The organism is Glaciecola sp. MF2-115 (assembly GCF_047250385.1).
In the GTDB taxonomy this organism is placed as follows: domain Bacteria; phylum Pseudomonadota; class Gammaproteobacteria; order Enterobacterales; family Alteromonadaceae; genus Glaciecola.
The window spans coordinates 188,348-208,214 of record NZ_JBLBVM010000054.1 but is presented as its reverse complement, the minus strand read 5'-3'; the positions used below and the strand labels follow the sequence as shown (position 1 = coordinate 208,214).

General features: G+C 40.9%; 19 protein-coding genes. 14 read left to right on the top strand and 5 right to left on the bottom strand.

Annotated elements, in window-relative coordinates; all coding sequences use genetic code 11:
• Nucleotides 1-115 precede the first annotated feature (115 nt).
• Nucleotides 116-820, top strand: coding sequence for a DNA alkylation repair protein (locus ACKLNX_RS12910; protein WP_412972650.1), 705 nt, complete (start codon nt 116-118; stop codon nt 818-820).
• A gap of 140 nt (nt 821-960) precedes the next feature.
• Here ACKLNX_RS12910 and ACKLNX_RS12905 read toward each other — a convergent pair whose 3' ends face one another.
• Complete coding sequence (locus tag ACKLNX_RS12905; protein ID WP_412972649.1) at nt 961-3,072, bottom strand: prolyl oligopeptidase family serine peptidase; 2,112 nt, start codon at nt 3,070-3,072, stop codon at nt 961-963.
• Nucleotides 3,073-3,512: 440 nt separating this feature from the next.
• Between ACKLNX_RS12905 and ACKLNX_RS12900 the strand changes: the two genes are divergently transcribed.
• The 3 genes from ACKLNX_RS12900 to ACKLNX_RS12890 all read left to right on the top strand — a co-directional run bounded on the left by ACKLNX_RS12900 (nt 3,513) and on the right by ACKLNX_RS12890 (nt 6,933).
• Nucleotides 3,513-4,517 (top strand): YncE family protein, encoded by a 1,005-nt coding sequence (locus tag ACKLNX_RS12900; RefSeq protein ID WP_412972648.1) that lies wholly within the window; start codon nt 3,513-3,515, stop codon nt 4,515-4,517.
• A gap of 40 nt (nt 4,518-4,557) precedes the next feature.
• Nucleotides 4,558-5,688, top strand: a complete 1,131-nt coding sequence (locus tag ACKLNX_RS12895) for a succinylglutamate desuccinylase/aspartoacylase family protein (protein ID WP_412972647.1) — start codon at nt 4,558-4,560, stop codon at nt 5,686-5,688.
• A gap of 126 nt (nt 5,689-5,814) precedes the next feature.
• Nucleotides 5,815-6,933, top strand: a complete 1,119-nt coding sequence (locus tag ACKLNX_RS12890) for a zinc-binding dehydrogenase (RefSeq protein ID WP_412972646.1) — start codon at nt 5,815-5,817, stop codon at nt 6,931-6,933.
• A gap of 128 nt (nt 6,934-7,061) precedes the next feature.
• Here the strand turns inward: ACKLNX_RS12890 and ACKLNX_RS12885 are convergent, their stop codons facing one another.
• Nucleotides 7,062-7,664: a 1-acyl-sn-glycerol-3-phosphate acyltransferase gene (locus ACKLNX_RS12885; protein ID WP_411692420.1), complete on the bottom strand. Its 603-nt coding sequence runs from the start codon at nt 7,662-7,664 to the stop codon at nt 7,062-7,064.
• A gap of 185 nt (nt 7,665-7,849) precedes the next feature.
• On the opposite strand from ACKLNX_RS12885, the gene ACKLNX_RS12880 reads away from it, so the two are divergent.
• The 3 genes from ACKLNX_RS12880 (at nt 7,850) to ACKLNX_RS12870 (ending at nt 11,375) form a co-directional block, all read left to right on the top strand.
• Entirely contained in the window at nt 7,850-9,082 is a 1,233-nt protein-coding gene (locus ACKLNX_RS12880; protein ID WP_411692421.1) for a DNA-methyltransferase, read from the top strand.
• Nucleotides 9,075-10,262, top strand: coding sequence for a winged helix-turn-helix domain-containing protein (locus ACKLNX_RS12875; protein ID WP_412972645.1), 1,188 nt, complete (start codon nt 9,075-9,077; stop codon nt 10,260-10,262). Before ACKLNX_RS12880 ends, ACKLNX_RS12875 begins: the two co-directional genes overlap by 8 nt.
• A 429-nt stretch (nt 10,263-10,691) precedes the next feature.
• Nucleotides 10,692-11,375 carry a hypothetical protein gene (locus tag ACKLNX_RS12870; protein WP_412972644.1) on the top strand — a complete coding sequence of 228 codons (684 nt, stop codon included), beginning with the start codon at nt 10,692-10,694 and terminating at the stop codon, nt 11,373-11,375.
• Between the two features lie 419 nt (nt 11,376-11,794).
• On the opposite strand, the gene ACKLNX_RS12865 is transcribed toward ACKLNX_RS12870, so the two are convergent.
• Complete coding sequence (locus tag ACKLNX_RS12865) at nt 11,795-11,998, bottom strand: hypothetical protein (protein WP_412972643.1); 204 nt, start codon at nt 11,996-11,998, stop codon at nt 11,795-11,797.
• Between the two features lie 187 nt (nt 11,999-12,185).
• Here ACKLNX_RS12865 and ACKLNX_RS12860 point away from each other — a divergent pair, with 187 nt between their 5' ends.
• The 3 genes from ACKLNX_RS12860 (at nt 12,186) to ACKLNX_RS12850 (ending at nt 14,464) form a co-directional block, all read left to right on the top strand.
• Entirely contained in the window at nt 12,186-12,635 is a 450-nt protein-coding gene (locus ACKLNX_RS12860; protein WP_412972642.1) for a glycine-rich domain-containing protein, read from the top strand.
• 47 nt (nt 12,636-12,682) lie between these two features.
• Complete coding sequence (locus ACKLNX_RS12855; RefSeq protein ID WP_412972641.1) at nt 12,683-13,606, top strand: hypothetical protein; 924 nt, start codon at nt 12,683-12,685, stop codon at nt 13,604-13,606.
• Between the two features lie 288 nt (nt 13,607-13,894).
• Nucleotides 13,895-14,464, top strand: a complete 570-nt coding sequence (locus ACKLNX_RS12850; RefSeq protein ID WP_411692426.1) for a hypothetical protein — start codon at nt 13,895-13,897, stop codon at nt 14,462-14,464.
• Between the two features lie 106 nt (nt 14,465-14,570).
• On the opposite strand, the gene ACKLNX_RS12845 is transcribed toward ACKLNX_RS12850, so the two are convergent.
• The gene (locus ACKLNX_RS12845) at nt 14,571-15,134 is read right to left on the bottom strand and encodes an acyloxyacyl hydrolase (RefSeq protein WP_412972640.1); all 564 of its coding nucleotides are present in this window, start codon (nt 15,132-15,134) and stop codon (nt 14,571-14,573) included.
• Nucleotides 15,135-15,309: 175 nt separating this feature from the next.
• On the opposite strand from ACKLNX_RS12845, the gene ACKLNX_RS12840 reads away from it, so the two are divergent.
• Entirely contained in the window at nt 15,310-15,783 is a 474-nt protein-coding gene (locus ACKLNX_RS12840; RefSeq protein ID WP_411692428.1) for an NYN domain-containing protein, read from the top strand.
• 129 nt (nt 15,784-15,912) lie between these two features.
• Nucleotides 15,913-16,995, top strand: a complete 1,083-nt coding sequence (locus ACKLNX_RS12835) for a GGDEF domain-containing protein (protein WP_412972639.1) — start codon at nt 15,913-15,915, stop codon at nt 16,993-16,995.
• Nucleotides 16,996-16,998: 3 nt separating this feature from the next.
• On the opposite strand, the gene ACKLNX_RS12830 is transcribed toward ACKLNX_RS12835, so the two are convergent.
• Nucleotides 16,999-17,694, bottom strand: coding sequence for a hypothetical protein (locus tag ACKLNX_RS12830; protein WP_411692430.1), 696 nt, complete (start codon nt 17,692-17,694; stop codon nt 16,999-17,001).
• 366 nt (nt 17,695-18,060) lie between these two features.
• On the opposite strand from ACKLNX_RS12830, the gene ACKLNX_RS12825 reads away from it, so the two are divergent.
• A complete protein-coding gene (locus ACKLNX_RS12825; RefSeq protein ID WP_412972638.1) occupies nt 18,061-19,284 on the top strand; it encodes a sterol desaturase family protein in 1,224 nt (407 codons plus the stop codon).
• Between the two features lie 129 nt (nt 19,285-19,413).
• A complete protein-coding gene (locus ACKLNX_RS12820) occupies nt 19,414-19,845 on the top strand; it encodes a hypothetical protein (protein ID WP_412972637.1) in 432 nt (143 codons plus the stop codon).
• Nucleotides 19,846-19,867 lie beyond the last annotated feature (22 nt).

Genomic DNA, 19,867 nt, shown 5'->3' with positions numbered 1-19,867 from the left:
AAAGAAGTTTTTTATTTTATCACTCCGAATTAATCTATATTAAGTAAGACAGTGTAGATTTTATCACTTACTAAACGACTAGATTTTGTGCTCTTTGAAGTCTATTCTTAAGACTATGAAAAAATCCGAATTAATAAAACTGCTCAACGATAATCAAAACCAACGCGGTATTGAGCATTGGGCTAAAATGGCGAATCCAAGCGGCCTTAAAAGTTTTGGTATTGGGCTTACGCAGCTAAGAAAATTTGCTAAACAAATAGGCCGTAATCGTGAGCTTTCCCTCGAACTATGGGAGTCGGATATTTACGATCTGAAAACAATAGCCTTACTTATTGACGACCCCAAACAAATCACTAAACAACAAGCGGAAAAGCAGGTGGAAGAGCTGAATGCCGGTTTGTTATCCCATGTTTTTAGTTCGTGCGACGCAACGTTAGCAAAATCACCACTCGCCTTTGAGCTTGCGAATGAATGGACGCAAACAAAACATGAAACGAGAAGAAGTTGCGGTTACGGACTGCTGTACGAGCTATCCAAAAACAAACGCAACAAAGCGCTGACGGATGAATACTTCCTAAGTTGCATTGAAGATATTAATCAGAAAATATTTGATCCTACTATTTCACCAAGTCTGCGTTTAGCAATGGGAGCAGCGTTGATGGGTATTGGTAAACGAAACAAAGTACTCAATGAACGTGCGATAGAAGTCGCGACAAAAGTAGGGCCGATTGATTTCAATGAAGACGGTGGTAAATGTGAGCCAATGAATATATTAAAGCATTTACAAAGTGACTATCTTAAGAAGAAATTTGCTGAATAATCTTAATATATTTTGTAATGCTTGATTTTTTCACTGTGAATGAACGTGCAGATCAAGCCCTATTAAAAGCTAAAAAGTCGGGTAGAGATAAGCTTGTCATATCAAGTTAAAGTAAGGGCGTTTTGCAACGCCCTTTTAGCTTATTGATATTTCTTAAACCACGCCAAGATGTTTTCAACTTTCCCAATTAATCGAGATGGTCTTCCAGCAATACCATGCGAAGAGCCGGGTACTTTAACTAGAACTGTATCGACCTTAAGCAACTTCAACGCTTGATAGTATTGCTCGGTTTCTGACATTGGGGTGCGTTTGTCTTCCATACCGGTGATTAGCATCGTTGGCGTTTTCACATTGCCTACTAAGGAAAGTGGAGAACGCTGCCAGTAGTGCTCAACTTCTTCCCATGGCATACCCGGAAACTGATGTTGAATTTGATGCATGCCACTATCGGCAGTAAGCACTTTAGATAACCAATTGATGACTGGCTTGGCTACAACAGCGGCTTTAAATCGATCTGTTAAACCAATTGCATAGGCTGTGGCAATGCCGCCCGCCGAACCACCAGTAATATAAAGCTTTTCGGGATCTACTAATCCTTTTTCAATGAGTGCATCAACACCCGATATATGATCTGAAAAATCATATTTGGAAGAATACTTATTCTGTAATAGAAGCGCGAATCGTTCGCCATAACCCGTGCTACCTCTGTGGTTATCATAGAATACAATGTAACCTTCAGATGCCATCCGTTGTATTTCAGCAGAGAAGTGAGGGCCGTAAGCCAAATGAGGGCCACCGTGAATTTCAGTGATCAGTGGATACTTCTTCGAGCTGTCATAGTCCGGAGGTAAAATATACCAGCCGTGTATTTCCTCGCCATCAATGGCGGATTTGTAGGTTATTTCTTTAATTGCGCCTAAGGTTTTATGTCCAAGTAAATCTTCATTGAGCTCAGTCACCTGCCTTTGCTTTTTACCCTGCTGAACAAAAATATCGGCAGGACGATCGTGTCGACCTTTCGTGAATGCAAAGGTACCGTCAGCATAATCGAAAGTGCCGCTTGTATATGGTCGGCCTAAAGTCGTTCCGCCTAAACCTGATGCAATATTGCTATGTTTTGTGCTAGACAAAGACACATAGTCAACTTGCGTAATGCCTCTTAGTGTTTGTTGGTAATAAAGCCCTGAATCGCCCCTCCAATGAAAGTTGGATACCGAGTTATCCACGCTTGCAGACAGGTTGCGGTCGTTTTTACCGTTAACATCCATCACATGTAAATAGGTATTTCTGTACGCGAGTTTCTTATCATCACGTTTAGCGTAGGCAATATACTTACCGTTTGGTGATACAATTGGGTCGTCCTCTTTGCCAGCCATTTTGGTCAGTTGCTTGAACTCTCCCGACATGTCTACGCTGTAGATATCAGACTCACCAGGCTCATACTCCCAGTTATCCGAGCGATTAGCAGAAAAATAGATTTGCTGGTTATTTGCAGCCCAACTCAAATCACCAGAGTGGTGATAGTTACCCGAGGTAAGTTGTCTTGCTGTGCCACCTTCCGCAGGTACTATGAATATGTGCGTATACGCGGGCTCAAGTACGCCGTTGCCGTCAGCTTGGTACCTAGTTTTGCTGATATATTGGAAAGATTCAGACCAATCAGCCCCTTTTGGCTTGTTGGGCATCTTAACTTCAAACGGTTTTTCGTCCGACTTCACGCTCATCGTAAACGCAATGTTTTTGCCATCGGGTGACCAAGTGATTGATGAAGGTGATGATTCAATGTTTGTTATTAAGGCTAGTTGGCCAGTGTCCATCCAACGCACATAAAGCTGAGGCTTACCTTCGGAGTTAGAAACGAAAGCTAAGCGTTTACCGTCTGGAGACCATCTTGGAGAATAGTGATTCTTTTTTGAAGATACGATAGGGCGGTGCTTCTCTCCTTTAGCATCGACTATCCATAAACTGGAACGCGTGCTATCTGTCATAATGTCATTGGAACGTCTAACGTAAACAATGTCTTTACCGTTTGGCGATACCTGTGGGTCTGTAGCGTACTCTAATTCGAATATATCCTCAGCTTGAAAAAATGGATGTGCGACACCTTTTCTCTCAATCTCTTGAGCTGATAGCTGGCCCACTTGCGCGACTGAGGATAATAGAACGAGAGTGGCTATTACTGAATGGACTACTATTGATTTTGAATGACGACTTTGACTAACCTGTGCTTTGGCACTCTTGCTTCGCTTCATTATTTGTATTCCTGAACTTGGTGAATATGTTGAAAAGGGCCTATTTTGCTCAATTCCCACACAATCTTTATTTTTATTCCAATATATTCAAACCATAAATGATCACGGCTTTACTGCCAACTACTATTCTTTATTTTTTAAGTTTTTGTTGCCCTATTGTGACGTATGTCAAAAACCTCAACTTTCAAGCTCAATATTTCTGGAAATAGAGCGCTTGTTATCAGTGCCTACTTACAACTTGTCTGATATAAACAAGCTTGCTTACATTTTGTTATTCGCCAATTTTTGTAACTTGTTATAGGCTTACAACGTATTACTTGGCAGGAAAAAACATAGCCAGCTACAACTTAACTAGTTATACATTAACTTAGTTGAACGCTTATTAAGTTGAACACGCAGCCAGTTGTTAAAAATCAGCAACCAAGAGAAGAGACACACCAATGAAAGGATCACGCTTTACTATTTTGCTTATCGCGACTTTGAGTTTTTTATTGTGCCCACCGGTTTCAATGTCGCAGGAAAAAGAGACAGCATCGACATTGCAAGGTACTCTGGTTGTTGTGAATAAGTCAGACAACTCTATTAGTTTTATCGAACTGGCCACACAGAAAATTACCAATACTTTACCAACGGGGAAAGGTCCTCATGAACTCATTGTTAGTCGCGATGGAAAATGGGCGGTTAGCACTGATTTTGTTGGCGGAGATAGTTTAACGGTATTTGATTTAGCGCAGCAGAAAGTAGCAAGAACAATTAATCTTGAACAGTATCCGGGCCCTCATGGCATAAAATTTTTGAATGACCAAGAGCGAGTCGCGTTCACCTCAGGAAAGAGTCAGCACTTTGTTATTGCTAATATTCATTCTGGTGAAGTGTTATCGGCGGTTAATACCCAGCAACAAACGACTCACATGCTAGCGATAAGTAATAACGAAGAATATGCGTTCACAACAAACATTCGTTCAAATAGTATTTCAAAAATATCTCTAAAAAATAATAGCCTAGTAAAGCAGATAGACACAGAGGAAATGCCAGAGGCAATCAATATTAGCGGAGATGGAAAGTATTTATGGTATGGCGCTAATAAAGAGGGCTTAGTGACCGTGATTGATACGAATAACGAGAAAGTTGTAGCGCAGTTTTCTGGCTTTAGCTTTCCCTATCGAATATTATTTTCGCATGATGAAAAGGTAGCAATCGTACCGGACTTTCGTCTACATCAAGTGCGGTTTTTTGATACAACAACATTCAAGGAAATTGGAAGCTTAGTGCTTGAAGAAGGAGCTGGCCCTCAGGGTATAACACTTCATCCACAGTTCGATATTGCCTTTTTATCTTTAAACTTAAAAAACAAAATAGTTGCTATTGATATTAGTTCGCGAGAGATTATTGCAGAGTATCCCACAGGTAATAATCCTGATGGTGTGGGGTTTACCAAGCAATAAACACGTAAATTTTCTAACAAGCAAATTGAGAACATTGAGAATGCCGGAAGCAGAGTCGCGACGCCTTACCAAGCACCACATTGCAGTAGCACAGAATGCCTCAGGTCGAAGCTTAAATGTGCCTATCTATAAAATATCAGACAAGCGGCCTGGTCCGACTGTCTATATTCAAAGCTCGATTCATGGAGCTGAAGTGCAGGGCAACGTGGTCATTTATCATCTACTTCAAGCCCTAAAAAAGACCCAAATTAACGGCGAAATTATTCTCGTACCGAACTGCAACCCTGTCGGCACGAACATAAAAGCGGGTGAATATACAATGGGTCGATTCGACCCGGTTAACGGAACGAATTGGAATCGTGGCTATTTTTACGATGAGCAACAAGTGCGAGACTTCGCTTCATCCGTTGATCAAGCGACTTCCTCTGATGACATAAAATCAGAATTTCGCGGTTTATTGCGGTCTTCTATCGAAGCTAAACTGAGTCAGCCTTGGGGTTTAGGATTAGCGCAGCAACTCAATCTTAAATTGCAAAAATTGGCCGTGAACGCCGATATTGTGCTTGATCTGCATAATGGCCCCGTGTCTACGCGTCATGTGTATATACCAGAATACGCCAAACAAGCCGCTCATCAGTTTTCCATTCCGCACTGTATCTTTATTCCTAACGTTTTTGCGGGCGCACTAGATGAAGCCTGCTTCTGCACTTGGTGGTCGCTACAAGACCGTTTAGAGGAACGCTTCGGTCGAGGTTTTGATTTTGGCGTCGAAGCCTTTACTTTAGAAATGGGCAGCCAAGAGGTAATTGATTTTGCTGAAGGCGAAAAAGATGCACTCGGTATCTTAGGTTACTTAGCTTGTAAAGGTGTGCTCGATACGCAGCAATTTAAACCGGCAAACATGCAGCGTTTAGGTGTTAGCCTCGCTAATTATAAAACCCTCTTTACAGATTTCGGTGGCATGGTGGAATACTGCGTCAAACCGGGGCAAAAGGTGAAGCAAGGTGATGTAATGGCACGAGTATTAAATATCGATAACCTAGACGATGAGCAGGCGGTTAGAACAGTCATCGCTCCTTGTGATCTTATCCCCATATTACATTTTCCTTCCGCCTCAGTGCTCAGTGGAACACAATTGTATAAGTGCTTCACGAATTACGTAGAGTTATAAATTATTTGCATTTGAATTGATTTTGGTGATAGTCATATAACAATTATTTGAACTCGTATATGCCGTTTTTCCGTGTTACTTTTTCGCACATCAATGTTGGCCGTGCGTCTTTTAAAAGGAAACGAAATGAATAAATCTAAACAGCTTTTCAGTACTATTTCATCTAATGGAGAATTATCATTCTCACTCGTAGAAACTGACGTACCTGCGCCTAAGCCGCATGAAATCATCGTTAAAATGGAAGCAGCTCCAATTAACCCATCCGACATGTGGCCAATGTTTGGTCCTGCTGATTTGCGTGAAGCGAGTTTCTCCGACGATGGTAAAACCTTAAAGGCACCTGTGCATGAAACTATGCTGCCGAGAATAAAGCCTCGTTTAGACCAAACGCTTCCTGTAGGAAATGAAGGCGCTGGAACAGTAGTTGCCGCCGGCGATAGCCCGCAAGCTCAATCGCTTGTTGGTAAAACTGTTGCTGTGTTAACCGGCGCTAGTTTCGCGGAATATTGCTGCGTGCCTATTCAAGCATGTATGGTTCACAATGAAGGAACTACGGCTAAGCAAGCCGCATCGTCGTTTGTTAACCCTCTTACCGCATTAAGTATGGTAGAGACGATGCGATTAGAAGGGCACAAAGCCCTTGTGCATACAGCTGCCGCTTCAAGCCTAGGTATTATGTTGAACAAGATTTGTATCAATGAAGGAATTGATTTAGTCAACATCGTTCGAAAGCAGGAACAAGTGGATATTCTGAAAGGTCTGGGTGCTAAGTATGTACTTAATTCAAGCGATGAGAGCTTCAAGAAAGATTTATATAAAGCCATTGATGCAACAGGCGCTACTTTAGCCTTCGATGCAATTGGTGGTGGAACGCTGGTGAGTGACATTCTCACTGCAATGGAAGCGGTTGGTAGTAAAGATGCGACTGGCTTGAATACCTATGGCTCGCCTGAACTTAAGCAAGTTTATATTTACGGTAACTTAGACTTCTCGCCTAGCGTACTAAATCGTGCATATGGTATGACTTGGGGCATTGGTGGGTGGTTGTTGATGCGTTTCTTGGGTAAATTAGACGTAAAAGATGTACTCGCTATGCACAAGAAAGTCGCTGATGAAATTAATACGACATTCGCCTTAAACTTTAGCGATGAGATCAGTTTAGAAGAGGCGATGCAACCTGCGAACATCGCTCGATATAACGCTAAGAAAACGGGCGAGAAATTCTTGATAAATCCTACAAAGTAATGGGTTTTGAGTAAGTCGACAAAGCGTAAATCGACTAAACGTGAATCGATTTCAGTCAAATACTAAGCAATACTCAACATGATATTAATAGAAAGGGCTTCAATATGAAGCCCTTTTCGTATCTCTATTCACTGCTTAATATTATTCGGAAACACCACTTTCTCAGGGTATTTAGCGGGCACGGTTGCATAAAATTGATACACCACCTTCATGTCTTTCTCAAAGTCACCTTCACTCTGAAATACCGGCCCAAAAATCACTCGCTTGCGCGCAAAGTCAAAGCCGATTAACGCAACATGTGCTTTGGCTTGATGAGCAATTGCTAAGAAGCCGGTTTTCCATGGAAACTTCGGCGAGCGAGTGCCCTCCGGAGCTACGGCCAAAATCATCTTTTCTTGTGAATCGAATTGCTTCACTACCTCACCGACAACGCCATGTGCCGATTTACGATCAACAGGTATTCCGCCAATCAGTTCGAGCAACTGCTTTACAACGGGCACGAATATACTGTGCTTTCCCAAGAAACGGATTTTGATGCGTAAGGCGAAAAGCACAGCAACGCCTAAGAAAAAATCCCAATTCGAGGTGTGAGGCGCCACGGCAATCACCAATTTAGGATGATTAGGTAGCTCACCTTCAAACTTCCAACCAGTGATTTTAAGCAATGAATTGCCAATCCAAGCAGTAAGTCGATTTCCACCTTGTGGTGGGCTATTTGGGTCGTCAATCATGCAAAACTACCTTATTGATTGAGGTGCTATTAAATTTGTTAGTTGCACCAAATTGGAAACTATCATAGTGAGTTCAATTGGCATAAACAAGAGATTAAAACGCTTGCTTGTATACAAGGCACATAGGTAACATGTTGTTTCTTTCAGCTTTACACGTTTTCGACCGGCGGGGAATTGCAGCTAAAATGAGCACACATAAAAAGCAACTCTTGCTCGGAGACTGCTTAGGGAAAATGAACGAGCTGGATGAGGCTAGTGTTGATTTAATTTACTTAGACCCGCCGTTCTTTACTGAGCGTAAACACAAACTCAAAAATCGCCAGCGCACCAAAGAGTTCAGCTTCGACGATATTTGGAAGCAGGAATCAAGCTATGCTGAGTTCCTGCACAAGCGATTACTTAAAATGCGTTCTTTATTGAAAGATACGGGCTCTATTTTCGTGCATTGCGACAAGATGGCTAATCACATTGTGCGAGGAGTGCTTGATGATGTGTTTGGTGCGGAGCATTTTCAATCAGAGATAATTTGGCAGTACAAACGTTGGTCTAATGCGAAGAAAGGCTTGTTGCCAAGCCATCAGAATATCTACTTTTACAGCAAAACCAAAGATTTCACTTTCAATAAGATTTTCATGCCTTACTCTGAGGCAACCAACCTGGACCAAATTTTACAACGTCGCACTCGTGACAAACACAACAAGTCGGTTTATGCCCGAGACGCACAAGGCAATACGCAACAAGCAGACGTGAAGCAAGGCGTGCCATTGAGTGATGTTTGGGATATTCCGTATTTGAATCCGAAAGCTAAAGAACGAGTAGGTTATCCAACACAAAAGCCCTTGCTGCTACTTGAGCGGATTATTGAGCTTGTCACTAACGAGAATGACCTCGTGCTTGATCCCTTCTGCGGCAGCGGTACTACCTGTGTCGCGTCAAAATTAATGAACAGACAATTTGTTGGTATTGATGAATCCCAGGATGCCATTGACTTAGCTCACTCCAGATTGCAAAACCCTGTAAAAACAGAATCTCATTTGCTAGAAAAAGGAAGAAGTGCCTACAAGAATACAAATGCTGAGGCCCTGATGTGTCTCGCTGGTGCAGCATATAACCCAGTTCAACGAAACCAAGGCATTGATGCCATTTTGAAGGAGCTTTATCAAGGTGCTCCAGTATTGGTCAAAATACAAAAGAACAGTGAAACTGTGGAAAAGGCTGCGCAGTTGCTAACTAGTGCAATGAAAGTAAAAGCGTCAAAGAAAGGCATCTTGATAAAAACGACGCTTGATAATGGCGAGCTTGAAAAGGCACTGAGCGATAAAAATAGAATCTGCAATGAGCAAATCCACGTTGTCGAAACGCCGGCACTTAGTATTCAGCGTGCATTAAATCCTGCGATTGATTTTAATAATGAGTGAATCACTCCGGAACCTGACATTAAGCAATCAAGGCCTTATAAGTGGCCCCAAATTTGGTAGCAAATTATCGGGCACACTGAATGCGATTGAACACCTTGGCTACGTGCAGATAGATACCATATCAGTAGTAGAGCGCGCGCATCATCACGTGCTTTGGAACCGAGTACCCGATTATGCACCAACGCAGCTCAATCAACTCGTTGCCAACAAGCAAATTTTTGAATATTGGTCGCACGCAGCTTCTTACCTACCAATGCGAGACTATCGCTTTGCTCTGCCTCAAATGGCGTCGGTAAGACGGGGAGAGAACCGTTACTACAACAATGTCGATGAGCAAGTGATGAATGAAGTACTTGTTCGCGTTCATGCCGAGGGGCCATTGCGAACACGACAGTTCGATAAGGGAGATAAGACAAAAGGAGGTTGGTGGAACTGGGGGCCAGCTAAGCTGGCCATTGAGAGGCTATTCATGCAGGGCGATTTAATGGTGTGTGAGCGTATAGGTATGGAAAAGGCCTACGACATCGCTGAGCGTTGCCTCCCAGCAGATATTGATACAAGAATGCCCAGTCTTGATGAGTATGCAACTTATCTATTGGCGACGAATCTCCGTTCTCATGGCGTAATCACTTGGAAGCAACTAGCACATTTGAAAACAGGAAAACCTATTCGAGATGCGTTGACTCGCGTGCTTGAGGAAGGGATTGATTACGGCGATGTTCATGTGTTCGATCAGACTGGAACACCAATAGATAATCCCCGTTTACCCTTAAAATTAGGAAAATCGCTTTCAGAAAAATCGCCTTTTTATTTTGCAAATGCAAGTTCACTTGAAGCTACTCCAAGAGCAAACAGAAAGCTTAAGATCCTCTCACCCTTTGACAATGTGCTCATTCACCGCGAACGGCTAAACGCTCTATTTAACTTTGATTATAAAATTGAGTGTTATGTGCCAAAAGCTACGCGGCAGTACGGTTATTTTTGTCTACCCATTATGTATGGCAATGAGTTTGTCGCTCGTATTGACTGCAAAGCCCACCGTGCCGAGAAGCGTTTGGAAGTCATTAGCTTGAATTTTGAAGGTGAATGGCGCGATTCAAAACAACTTATGTTGAAATTGAATAATGAAATACAGCGGTATGCTGAGTTTAATCAGTGTTCGACTGTTGATTTTTGTTGAAGCCATTGAAATTCAAAAGGCCAAAATGATAATCATTGGTTTGTTATTGGGCGAATAATTCACATACAGGGCTTTGAAGGTCGTCAATAATAGTTTGTACCATTTGCAGTTGTTAAACAGAGGTTTTTTGACTGGCAGCCGTGGGGCAGGTTCTTGCCCGTCGCCACCGCGTAGGCGGTGGTCTCCTTGGAACCTATACCGGACAGTCGAGTGTTAAACCTGAAGGAGAACTTTGTGCCATTTGCTGCCGCTCAGACTGGTAAGTTTTAATGGCTGCTGAGTACGTTAAGCGGACTTTCTTGCCACATCTAACGCACAAAGAATGTTATCGTTACGAGGCGAGTTATTTTGTAGACTACGTCGGTATAGTTTATGCCAATTAGCGTATATAGTTACACTATTACTAATATTAAAGGGATGTAAACGATATTGAAAAACATAGAGAGATTCTCCATTTTAAGCTTAGGTATCGTTATTGGTTACGTAGCGTTTGCGTTGACCAATAATCCAATCAAATCTATACCTGAGGTAGTAAATATAACTGGGATGACGCCAGACAATAGTGAGAGTATGGCACCTGATTCACAGCTAATTGATACTGACTTTTTAAAAACTAAAAGTGCCAATTTTAATGGAGTCGAAACGAAAACAAGCTTGAATATCAGTGGAGACTCCAACGAAACTGACGTCAAAAGTCAGGACCCATTAAATTTGGACTCCTTATTCGTTGATAGCGAGAATGATTCTAACTTCAATCTAATTCCTTTTATGTCTGCATCGTATGAAGAAAAATTATCTGCAATATCTAGCCTCCAAAGCCACGCAACACGCGCAGAAAGTTATGAAATATCAGTAAATATTACAGAAAGGTTTTACAAACACAGTGGCAACCTAGAAGTTGTTGCAATTTTAAATGAAGTTAAGTGTTCCGATACTTTATGTGCAGCTGCTTTTAGTATGGAAAGCAAAGTTACCGAAAAAGTATTAATACAGTTTTTGGACGAAAATAGTGTCTTTGGAGCAAGCAAAAAAGGTACATTCTTATCAGGAGAACATGACGAGGGACATCACTTGATATACTTAATTAGTACTAAAGATGTAATTGGCTCATAAGCACCAATTTATTATTCCCTCAATCGGTATCATCACCTTTACACGTGCTAAAGGATGCTCGGTGTATCAATATTTATCGACTAAATATTTAAATTCAATAATGACAGGTATTGGACAAAGCATCTGCCGCTATTAAGAAACTTGATCGTCTGCTCCTTGTCTGAAGCAGACTGCCGCCAGATTAGCGTTGACGGTCGACTTATCGCTCTTAGCAGACTAAACCACAATAAATCGCTACGTCCGGTTTCTGGGGCAAAGCAGCCGTTTGGCCAAGGTAGTTTGAGCTTCCGTTTTTCACTCCTAAGGAGACCACCGCCTACGCGGTGGTGACGGGCATGAGACTGGGGCAAAGCTGACCGATTAAAAAGTTAGAAACTATTCTGTCTAGTTAACAACTTTGTTTTAGACCTGCAGCTCGGCTATTTGTTGACAGGAATAGCCTCGAGTAACTTAATAATATCCTTGTTACCATTCACATTAGCTAAATCAAGCAAGTAGCCTTTCTCAAGATCCTGAATTGCTTTTTTGGGTAGTAATTCTTCTACTCGTTGTTTCTCACCGTTAACGATCGCTGTTTTCAAGGCTGCAAAGTTGGCGATACTATGTTCATTCTTATCAGTCATATTAGCTCCCATTTTTCGAGTACGCTTATCTATAATTTCCCATGTTTACCATGTAATTTCCAGTCATTGGCCTAAGCCCTATCTAATTCCTCGCATTTTGATTCATGAATTGTTTCAAAATCAAAAATGACAACAGCCTCTCAAATAGCTAGAGTAGTTTTTGAAGAACTTAACTTGATCTGCCAATATGCAAGCAACTAAGATACAAAGCCGTATTAACGAGGCACCGGATATTCAGCATTGGCTTACCGATGTATTGAACGAAGCTCCCTTGCTGGTTACTAAAATCATGCGCAACACGCCATGTGATTCGCATGACTTGGCAAAGCAGGGCTTATTCGAGGTGATGCGCTTTATGTATTTGTGTACGCGTAACCAGCGCACTTTAACGCCCTCTGCCTTGCTTGATGAGGTGTGGCATGAATTTATCTTATTTACACGCACTTACCTTAGGTTTTGCGAGAATCGATTGAACCAGTTTGTGCATCATCAACCTTCTAATAATACAAGCAAGGAGCGCTCCCAATACCAAAACACTTTGAACTTTTATCAACAGCAATTTGGTGTGGTTGATACTAGGTTTTGGCCACAAGTAGAGCCAGATGTGGCGCAGTGCGGGCCGTGCGAAAACGCATAAATTAAGACATAATTGATAGGCTTGAAGCCAAACTTAAAAGGACTAAAATGTATTTACTTCAAAAAATAGACGTTAATGTCACACAGGAAAATGCTGACATTCTGAAGCGCCCTTCAAAAATCTTTAATTCGATTAAAGCGATTTTTCACGGCGGAATGACCCCAACTGAGCAGCGTCAATCTGAAGTGATGTTGTCAATCTTGCAGCGGCTCAACATTGCACTGCGTCAATCAGAATTTAATAACCTTGCAAGCGTTGCAGTTAACGACCAAACCATTTACGAAAGTGTTAGCACATCAAGCCTCGAAAATAGCAATGACGCCTTGGCTAAGAGTTTTGAGACGGGCGATATCACAAAAGTGAACACTTTAGCGCTAACGGTAGATGCGGTTAAAGGTGGTTTGAATTATCTGATCCACGTATCGGTTGTAAGCAAACCTAAAGCCGGTGTGTCGCCGATTAGCTTGCAAGTCTATGGCTTCATTGACGAGTTTAAGCGTATCGACGCTGAATCAATTGATATTTTCTCTGATAGAGTTAAGCAACTGATGGCAAAAACATGGGGTAATGAAAAGGAGAGGGAAGCTAAATTGGCGATACTTGAGTTAGAATTTGATCAAGAAGTCTCGAACCTACAAGCCAGAATAGACAGCCTATTTCCATCAAAGTCATCTACAAGCCCAATACAACGAACTATCAAGAAAGACAGCTTTAAAAGCAAGAATACTTTTCACAATGTGCGTTACGACGACACGTATATTTACCTGCCTTATTTTTATGCGGATTTAGATGAGAAAAATTATGATATGACTGCTTTCGCCGTGGATAATTTCGAGTCATGGGATAACGATAGCGTTTTCGTCGACACAGCAAGTACATCATCAGATTCTGGCTGGGGAGGTTTTGATTTTTCCGATTCTTCTAGCAGTAGTTGTGGTTCAAGCTGCGGAGGTGGCTGCGGCGGGAGTTAAGCCGCATTCAAGCGCATGGATGACAAGGACGGTATAAGAGCATACTGCCCTTAGTAACTGTATGATAAATTGAACTTTTAGGCATTTAGTGATTCGTATGCTTACCTTTCATTCTTCTTTTTGTCGCATTTGATATCACTTAAAACCAAACCATCAAAGTTTTTATTGATTTCGATTATCGTGCATCTAGCGCTTATTTTTTTAATTGCTAGAGGCAAACTATCAAGTGATATAAAGGACACTAGAAAGGAAAATATAGCTAGCTATATCATTTTCAAACAGCCCACGTTGCCTAAAGTACAAGACAACACGATTAAGATTGCAGATGAGAAAAATGAGCAACTGCCGGAAAAGCAAGCAATTAAATCTGAAGTTAAAGTAGCGCCTCTTGTAAAAGATAATGGGAAAGAGAAAACAACAGTTGCTGCCGCGGCAGAAGTGCAAGAGAACTCAATAGTAGCTGCTGAGAAGCCTGTTACAAGCATTAAAAATGCGACATCTCGATATATTCAGGAAGCTAATAACATGGCTCTCGATGAACTCTCAAGCAGTTCCTTAAGTAAATTTCTCAAACCTAAACCGATAAATACTAACTCAAGTTCTACCGCAGCTAAAAGAATACAAAAAGACCTAGATGAGTCGTTTGCTCCACTTGGTGCGGATATAACGGTTGTTTCGCAAATGGGAAGCGAAACACTCATTTTGCATGGTGAATCTTGCTACCAAGTACGTGAGACGGCACTAGATGATAAAGTTTATAGGGGAGCAGCAGTATGGACAGGAAGCAGTGCATGTGGCAAAAGAGATGAATTCAATGGCCAACTGCAAATATCGCTGGATAAATATTTGAAAAAATAACGCCTATTTGAACTGATTAAGAAACCCAAGGACAAACTGAGCCTGCGTCCTTAGGTTTTATCAACTTTAACGCTTAAGTGCTTTTGTTATTGAGTTTTAAAACCCATTAAAACTGATAAGCGTAATTAATATAGTGAACATTTGCGCCATGGTTGATATTGGCTAATTTAGCGTTCGAGTAGTGATTTACGCTGAAAGATAGTCGATGGCGCTTGAAAATTTTCACACCCACTTCAAATTTGTCCTCAAACAAAAGTCTCGATCCCAGTTGGCGATCCATCCATATGTCACTGTTAGTATAAGCGAGGCCAATGCCAATGCCGAAGTAGAGCTCTTGCTCAAATACGGGAATGTAATATCGCCACATTGGGTTGAAGATAACGCCAGTTTTTGATCTTTGGTTTCTAAACGTATCTTTCCAATGATGTGCGGCAAACTCAAGTTCCAAGCGTAAAGTGTGATCTGTCGCAAAATTCCAAGATAGCTCAGTGGGGTGAATATAGCCGATACGAAAGGCTTCAGGAGTCAACTCTCCACCCACTGGAAAAGACCATCTAGACGCTCCCTCTCCATATGATACGCTGAGCTCTCCCGCACTAGAATGGTGAGGTGAAAGCATGGCGAAACAGGATAGGAATAAAACAAAATAGAAGGGTTTACAGTATTTCATCAATATTGGTTTTCGCTTTTGGGGATTATACAAATAATTCGAAGGCGCATGATACTCACTTTGAGAAAATTACGCTAGCCAAAGCTTATCCATAGTTATTAAATGATATAGTGCGCTTTTAAGAATCCTTGACTATTGTCTAAGACATAATAATGCTAAAAGCTAAGGCATAAAAATGCAGAAAGCGGCCGTTTTTGTTGATGTACAAAATATTTACTATACGACTAAACAAACGTTCTCGCGCTCGTTCAATTATCGTCACTTTTGGCAATCATTAGAAAGTGAATATGAAATAGTAGATGCCTTTGCTTATGCTATCGATCGCGGTGATGCGCAACAGCAAAAATTTCAAAGTGCTTTGCGACACATAGGTTTTGAAGTAAAACTAAAGCCCTTTATTCAGCGGGCTGATGGCTCTGCAAAAGGGGATTGGGATGTGGGTATCACTATCGATATCTTGGAATCAGCCCCTCATGTTGATACTATCATTTTGCTGTCTGGTGACGGTGACTTTGATCGCTTGTTGACAAAAGCAAGACAAGATTACAACTGTAAAACAATCGTTTTTGGTGTGCTCAATTTAACGGCAAACTCTTTAATTAACGCAAGCTCTGAGTTTGTTGACATTGATAGTAAGTGGCTGTTATAAAATTATTTTATCAGCGTTTCTTTTTGGTCCCCGACGGTGAATGCAAGGATTTATGATGAAAAACGAAAGTAACTCTGATTCTAAGGAATAGACATCAAACAACTTCATGAGATACAACAGCGGATAGATATGGATCTTCTCCGTCGTTCAATGACGGGGAATATTGTTTACGCTGTTTTGTTTCCTGCTGTTTTTTGGCCTTTTGACTTTCACAAAAGCGAACCACAATTAAGCCTAGTGTTTGCGGCCAGCATGCTAATTATAAGCTTATTTAGGCTCGTTCATTGGTACAACACCGAGCGTTTATATCAATATTCCCCTCAGTTATGGCGTAGTTTTTTCACATTATTTTCACTGTCTCATGCAAGTATACTCAGTCTCTTTTTTGCATTGGCAATGTATGACCCCCGCTTTGAACCTATTTTAAATGTCACTATGCTTGCAATTGGCGGAATTGCGAGTAGTGCTATTGTGGCATTGATGCCACGAATAACTTTAGCGTTAGTTAATTTAGCGATATTACTTGTTCCCTCAATCATTGCAGGTTTTTATCTCGATGATAAAACCGCTTATGCGGTTATGATACTAGTCTATGTATCATTTATTGCCTTAATGGGCCTTCGCTCGTCAAAGGAATACCAGCGTTCTTTCCAGATTGAAACGCAGTTGGATGAGCAGAGAAAGGTGTTGGAACAACTCAATAAAGTGGATGCGCTTACTGAAATATATAACCGTGGTTATTTTAATATAGAGTTTGCAAACCAATGGCAAAACGGTATTAGACACAATATTTCAACAGCGTTGTTACTAATCGATATTGATCACTTCAAAAAATTCAATGATAAGCACGGGCATTTGTGTGGCGATGCTTGCTTAGTTCATGTTGCAAACTTAATTAGTGAGAAAATTAAACGTACAACTGACATGGTGGCAAGATATGGCGGTGAGGAGTTCGTTGTTCTACTGACGGAATGCAATGAAGAAGATGCTGCAAAGCTAGCAGAGAAAATTCGCCATGCGATAGAAAGCAAACCCTTCGAATTTGACGGTAGAAGCCTCTCAGTCACTGCCTGTATTGGTGTTGCTGCTATGATGCCAAATGTAGACCAAGAGAAAGAGTTACTTATTGAGGCTGCTGATAAAGCGATGTACGTGGCGAAGAAAGCGGGCAGAAATAAAGTTATCTCTGCCGCAACACCAGTAAATCAGTAATTTCTATTGGCTTTTATAAAGGCGCTTAACTTTACTTTCTAAGCTCTTATTTTCGAGCTCTAGCTCAACTGGTCTTTCAAGAATAATGTCGCCTTCAACATTTGAGTCTGCGCTGATGTACAACACGGGCGTGTGTTTTCTGTTGTTATTATTGTTGTTGCCTCTAAAGTGTATATCCCCTTTAACGACACTGCCTTCCTTCAAATAAATATGACCATTTACAGTCACAATATCTTTTTCGACAACAACATTGTGAATGTTAATGCTGCCATTTACCGTGGATAATTCACCACCAACCTGACCATTCTCGCCTATCTTAATTTGGCCATTCACAGTGCTTACATCACCCTTAGATACGAAACCTTCTTTTATCTTAATTTGGCCATTTACCGCTTTGACGGAATCGACCTTAACATTATCACCTATTTTTATTTGACCGTTTGTGTTGCTAACCCGCTCGGCAGTCACGTTGTCATCAATCGAAACACTACCATTTACCGAACTAATATTTTCAACAGTTCTGCCTTCTGCCACCCTGACACTCTTGTTCGTTGTCGTTAGGTCAGTGGAGTAACTTGAGTCGCCCCTATCTGAATCATTGCTTTTTGCATTAACATGAATAATGCACCCGCTGAGTGAAAAACTAAGAAGAGTGATGCCGATAAAAGTGTAAATAGGACGGCGAATTTTGGTAATCATAACTAGCTCCATTGTTTATGTTTGATTCGTTATTTTTAGTTTGGTTTTATTCATCACAAAACCATCTATTTTCTGCTTGTTTGCATTCAACGTGCCAGTTCTTAACTAATTGTTTTTATTGCAATAATGTTGAAACTTAAGAGTGGGCGTCTTCTTTTTTCGTTTTATTCCACTAATCTTTAGTCAAATAAACCACTCTAAAACCGTTATTACATAGGCGCCGTTGTATCTTGTATGAAGTGCCTTGTATGAAATGAGTCGCAGCAAAAGTATAAAAGGTTTAAATGCCATAATTTGACTTCGGTGCTTTGGCACTACATTATGGGAATTCTTCAATAAATGTGAATTATTCGCACACGAAAAATTATGAATATTATCCTTTTCGCCATACCCGTATTCTTCCTATTAATCGGAGCGGAACTACTTGCTGAAAAGATAAGAAAAACTCAGTATTACCGCTTGAACGACGCATTAACCAGCCTGAGTATCGGTGGCTTAAGTCGAGTTACTGGCGTGATGAAGAATCTTGCTCCCTTCACATTCTATATACTGATTTACGAACATTTTGCATTCTTTGAACTGAAGGAATCAATGTGGATTTATGTGAGTGTTTTTGTCCTTTATGACTTTTTGTATTATTGGAATCATCGCTTCGGACATGAAATGAGTTTATTCTGGGCTGCTCATGTCGTGCATCATTCAAGCGAAGAATACAATCTGACCACAGCCTTAAGACAAACCTCTGGTAGCTTTTTCAACTTCATTTTCTTCTTACCTTTAGCCTTCATAGGTGTCGATCCCCTTCTACTATTGAGTGTTGCATCCATCAACTTAGTTTATCAATTTTGGGTACATACTCGTCATATTAAAAAGCTCGGAATACTAGAGTGGTTTTTAGTGACGCCTTCAAATCACCGCGTGCACCATGCACAAAATAAAATTTACCTCGATCGCAACTATGGTGGCGTGTTTATTATTTGGGATCGTTTATTTGGTACATTTCAAGAAGAATTAGATAGTGAAGTGCCTATATATGGCGTACGAAAAGCCTTAAGTAGCTGGAATCCATTCTTTGCGAATCTGCAAGTCTACAAGCTTCTTATGTTCGACAGCTTCCACACTAAGCTTTGGTCTGACAAATTAAGAGTTTGGTTTGGAAGAACAGGGTGGAGGCCAAGCGATGTGGCTGAAAAGTTTCCAATTGAAAAAGTAGATCTCAGTAAGTTTTCAGCTTATCAGACTGAAATCTCATGGAAGACTAAGATCTACGCTTTATTACAGTACATCGTTATCTCGTTGCTGGTGCTTTTTCTGCTTATTAATGCAAGTGGATTAAGCATAAGCTTGCAGCTTGGCATTGCGTTTTTGGTGATATTCTCTAGCGTCAATTTGGCGTGGATAATGGAAAATAGGAGCACTGCACTTTGGTTAGAATGGCCTAAATTCATCATGCTTATGGTATTACTATCGGTTCTTAAACTGGATATCTCAGCAGGTTTCATATTTGCACCTATCTTGTTGTCACTTTTCGTTTTGTGCCAATTGCATCTTGAAGGGGATACAAATACCTCTAGTCAAAAAACAACTTAAATGAAATTCATATAAATAATTGTTTTATTTAGCTTTTATCGTGACTAAAAACACCTGCTATATTAGTATGATGGCTATTAAGTTCGGCCGAATAAGGCTCGAATAAACTGAGGTATTCAAAGGGATTTCATGAAGATTAAAGTAATACTTATAAGTTTAATACTGCTGGCATCACAAAGTGCTTACGCAGAAAACCAATGGTCTATCGGCGGTGGTTTCCAAAACGCCGGACTCATAGGAGTACAGTATGGCTATGTTGAGGACGACCAAAAGTACTATGCAGCTATAGGCTTAGTTGGTGTTGCGGTAGGCTACGAGCGAGTTGTTAGTGATGATAAAAAGCATGCATTAGGTGTCGTTACTGGCATCATTCCAGTCGCAGCGGATAAAGGATATTTATTGGCAACATACAATTATCATTTTTCAGGTTTTTACAAGAGCGGCTTTCAACTTGGTGTGAATATGGGGCTGCGCAGGGACGATGGTGTTGTCTTGTTAGGCCCAAACAGAGAACCAGACACTCAATTTTCAATGGGGCTTAGTTTAGCTTACAAGTTTTAAAAATGAACAAAGGCTCATTTTT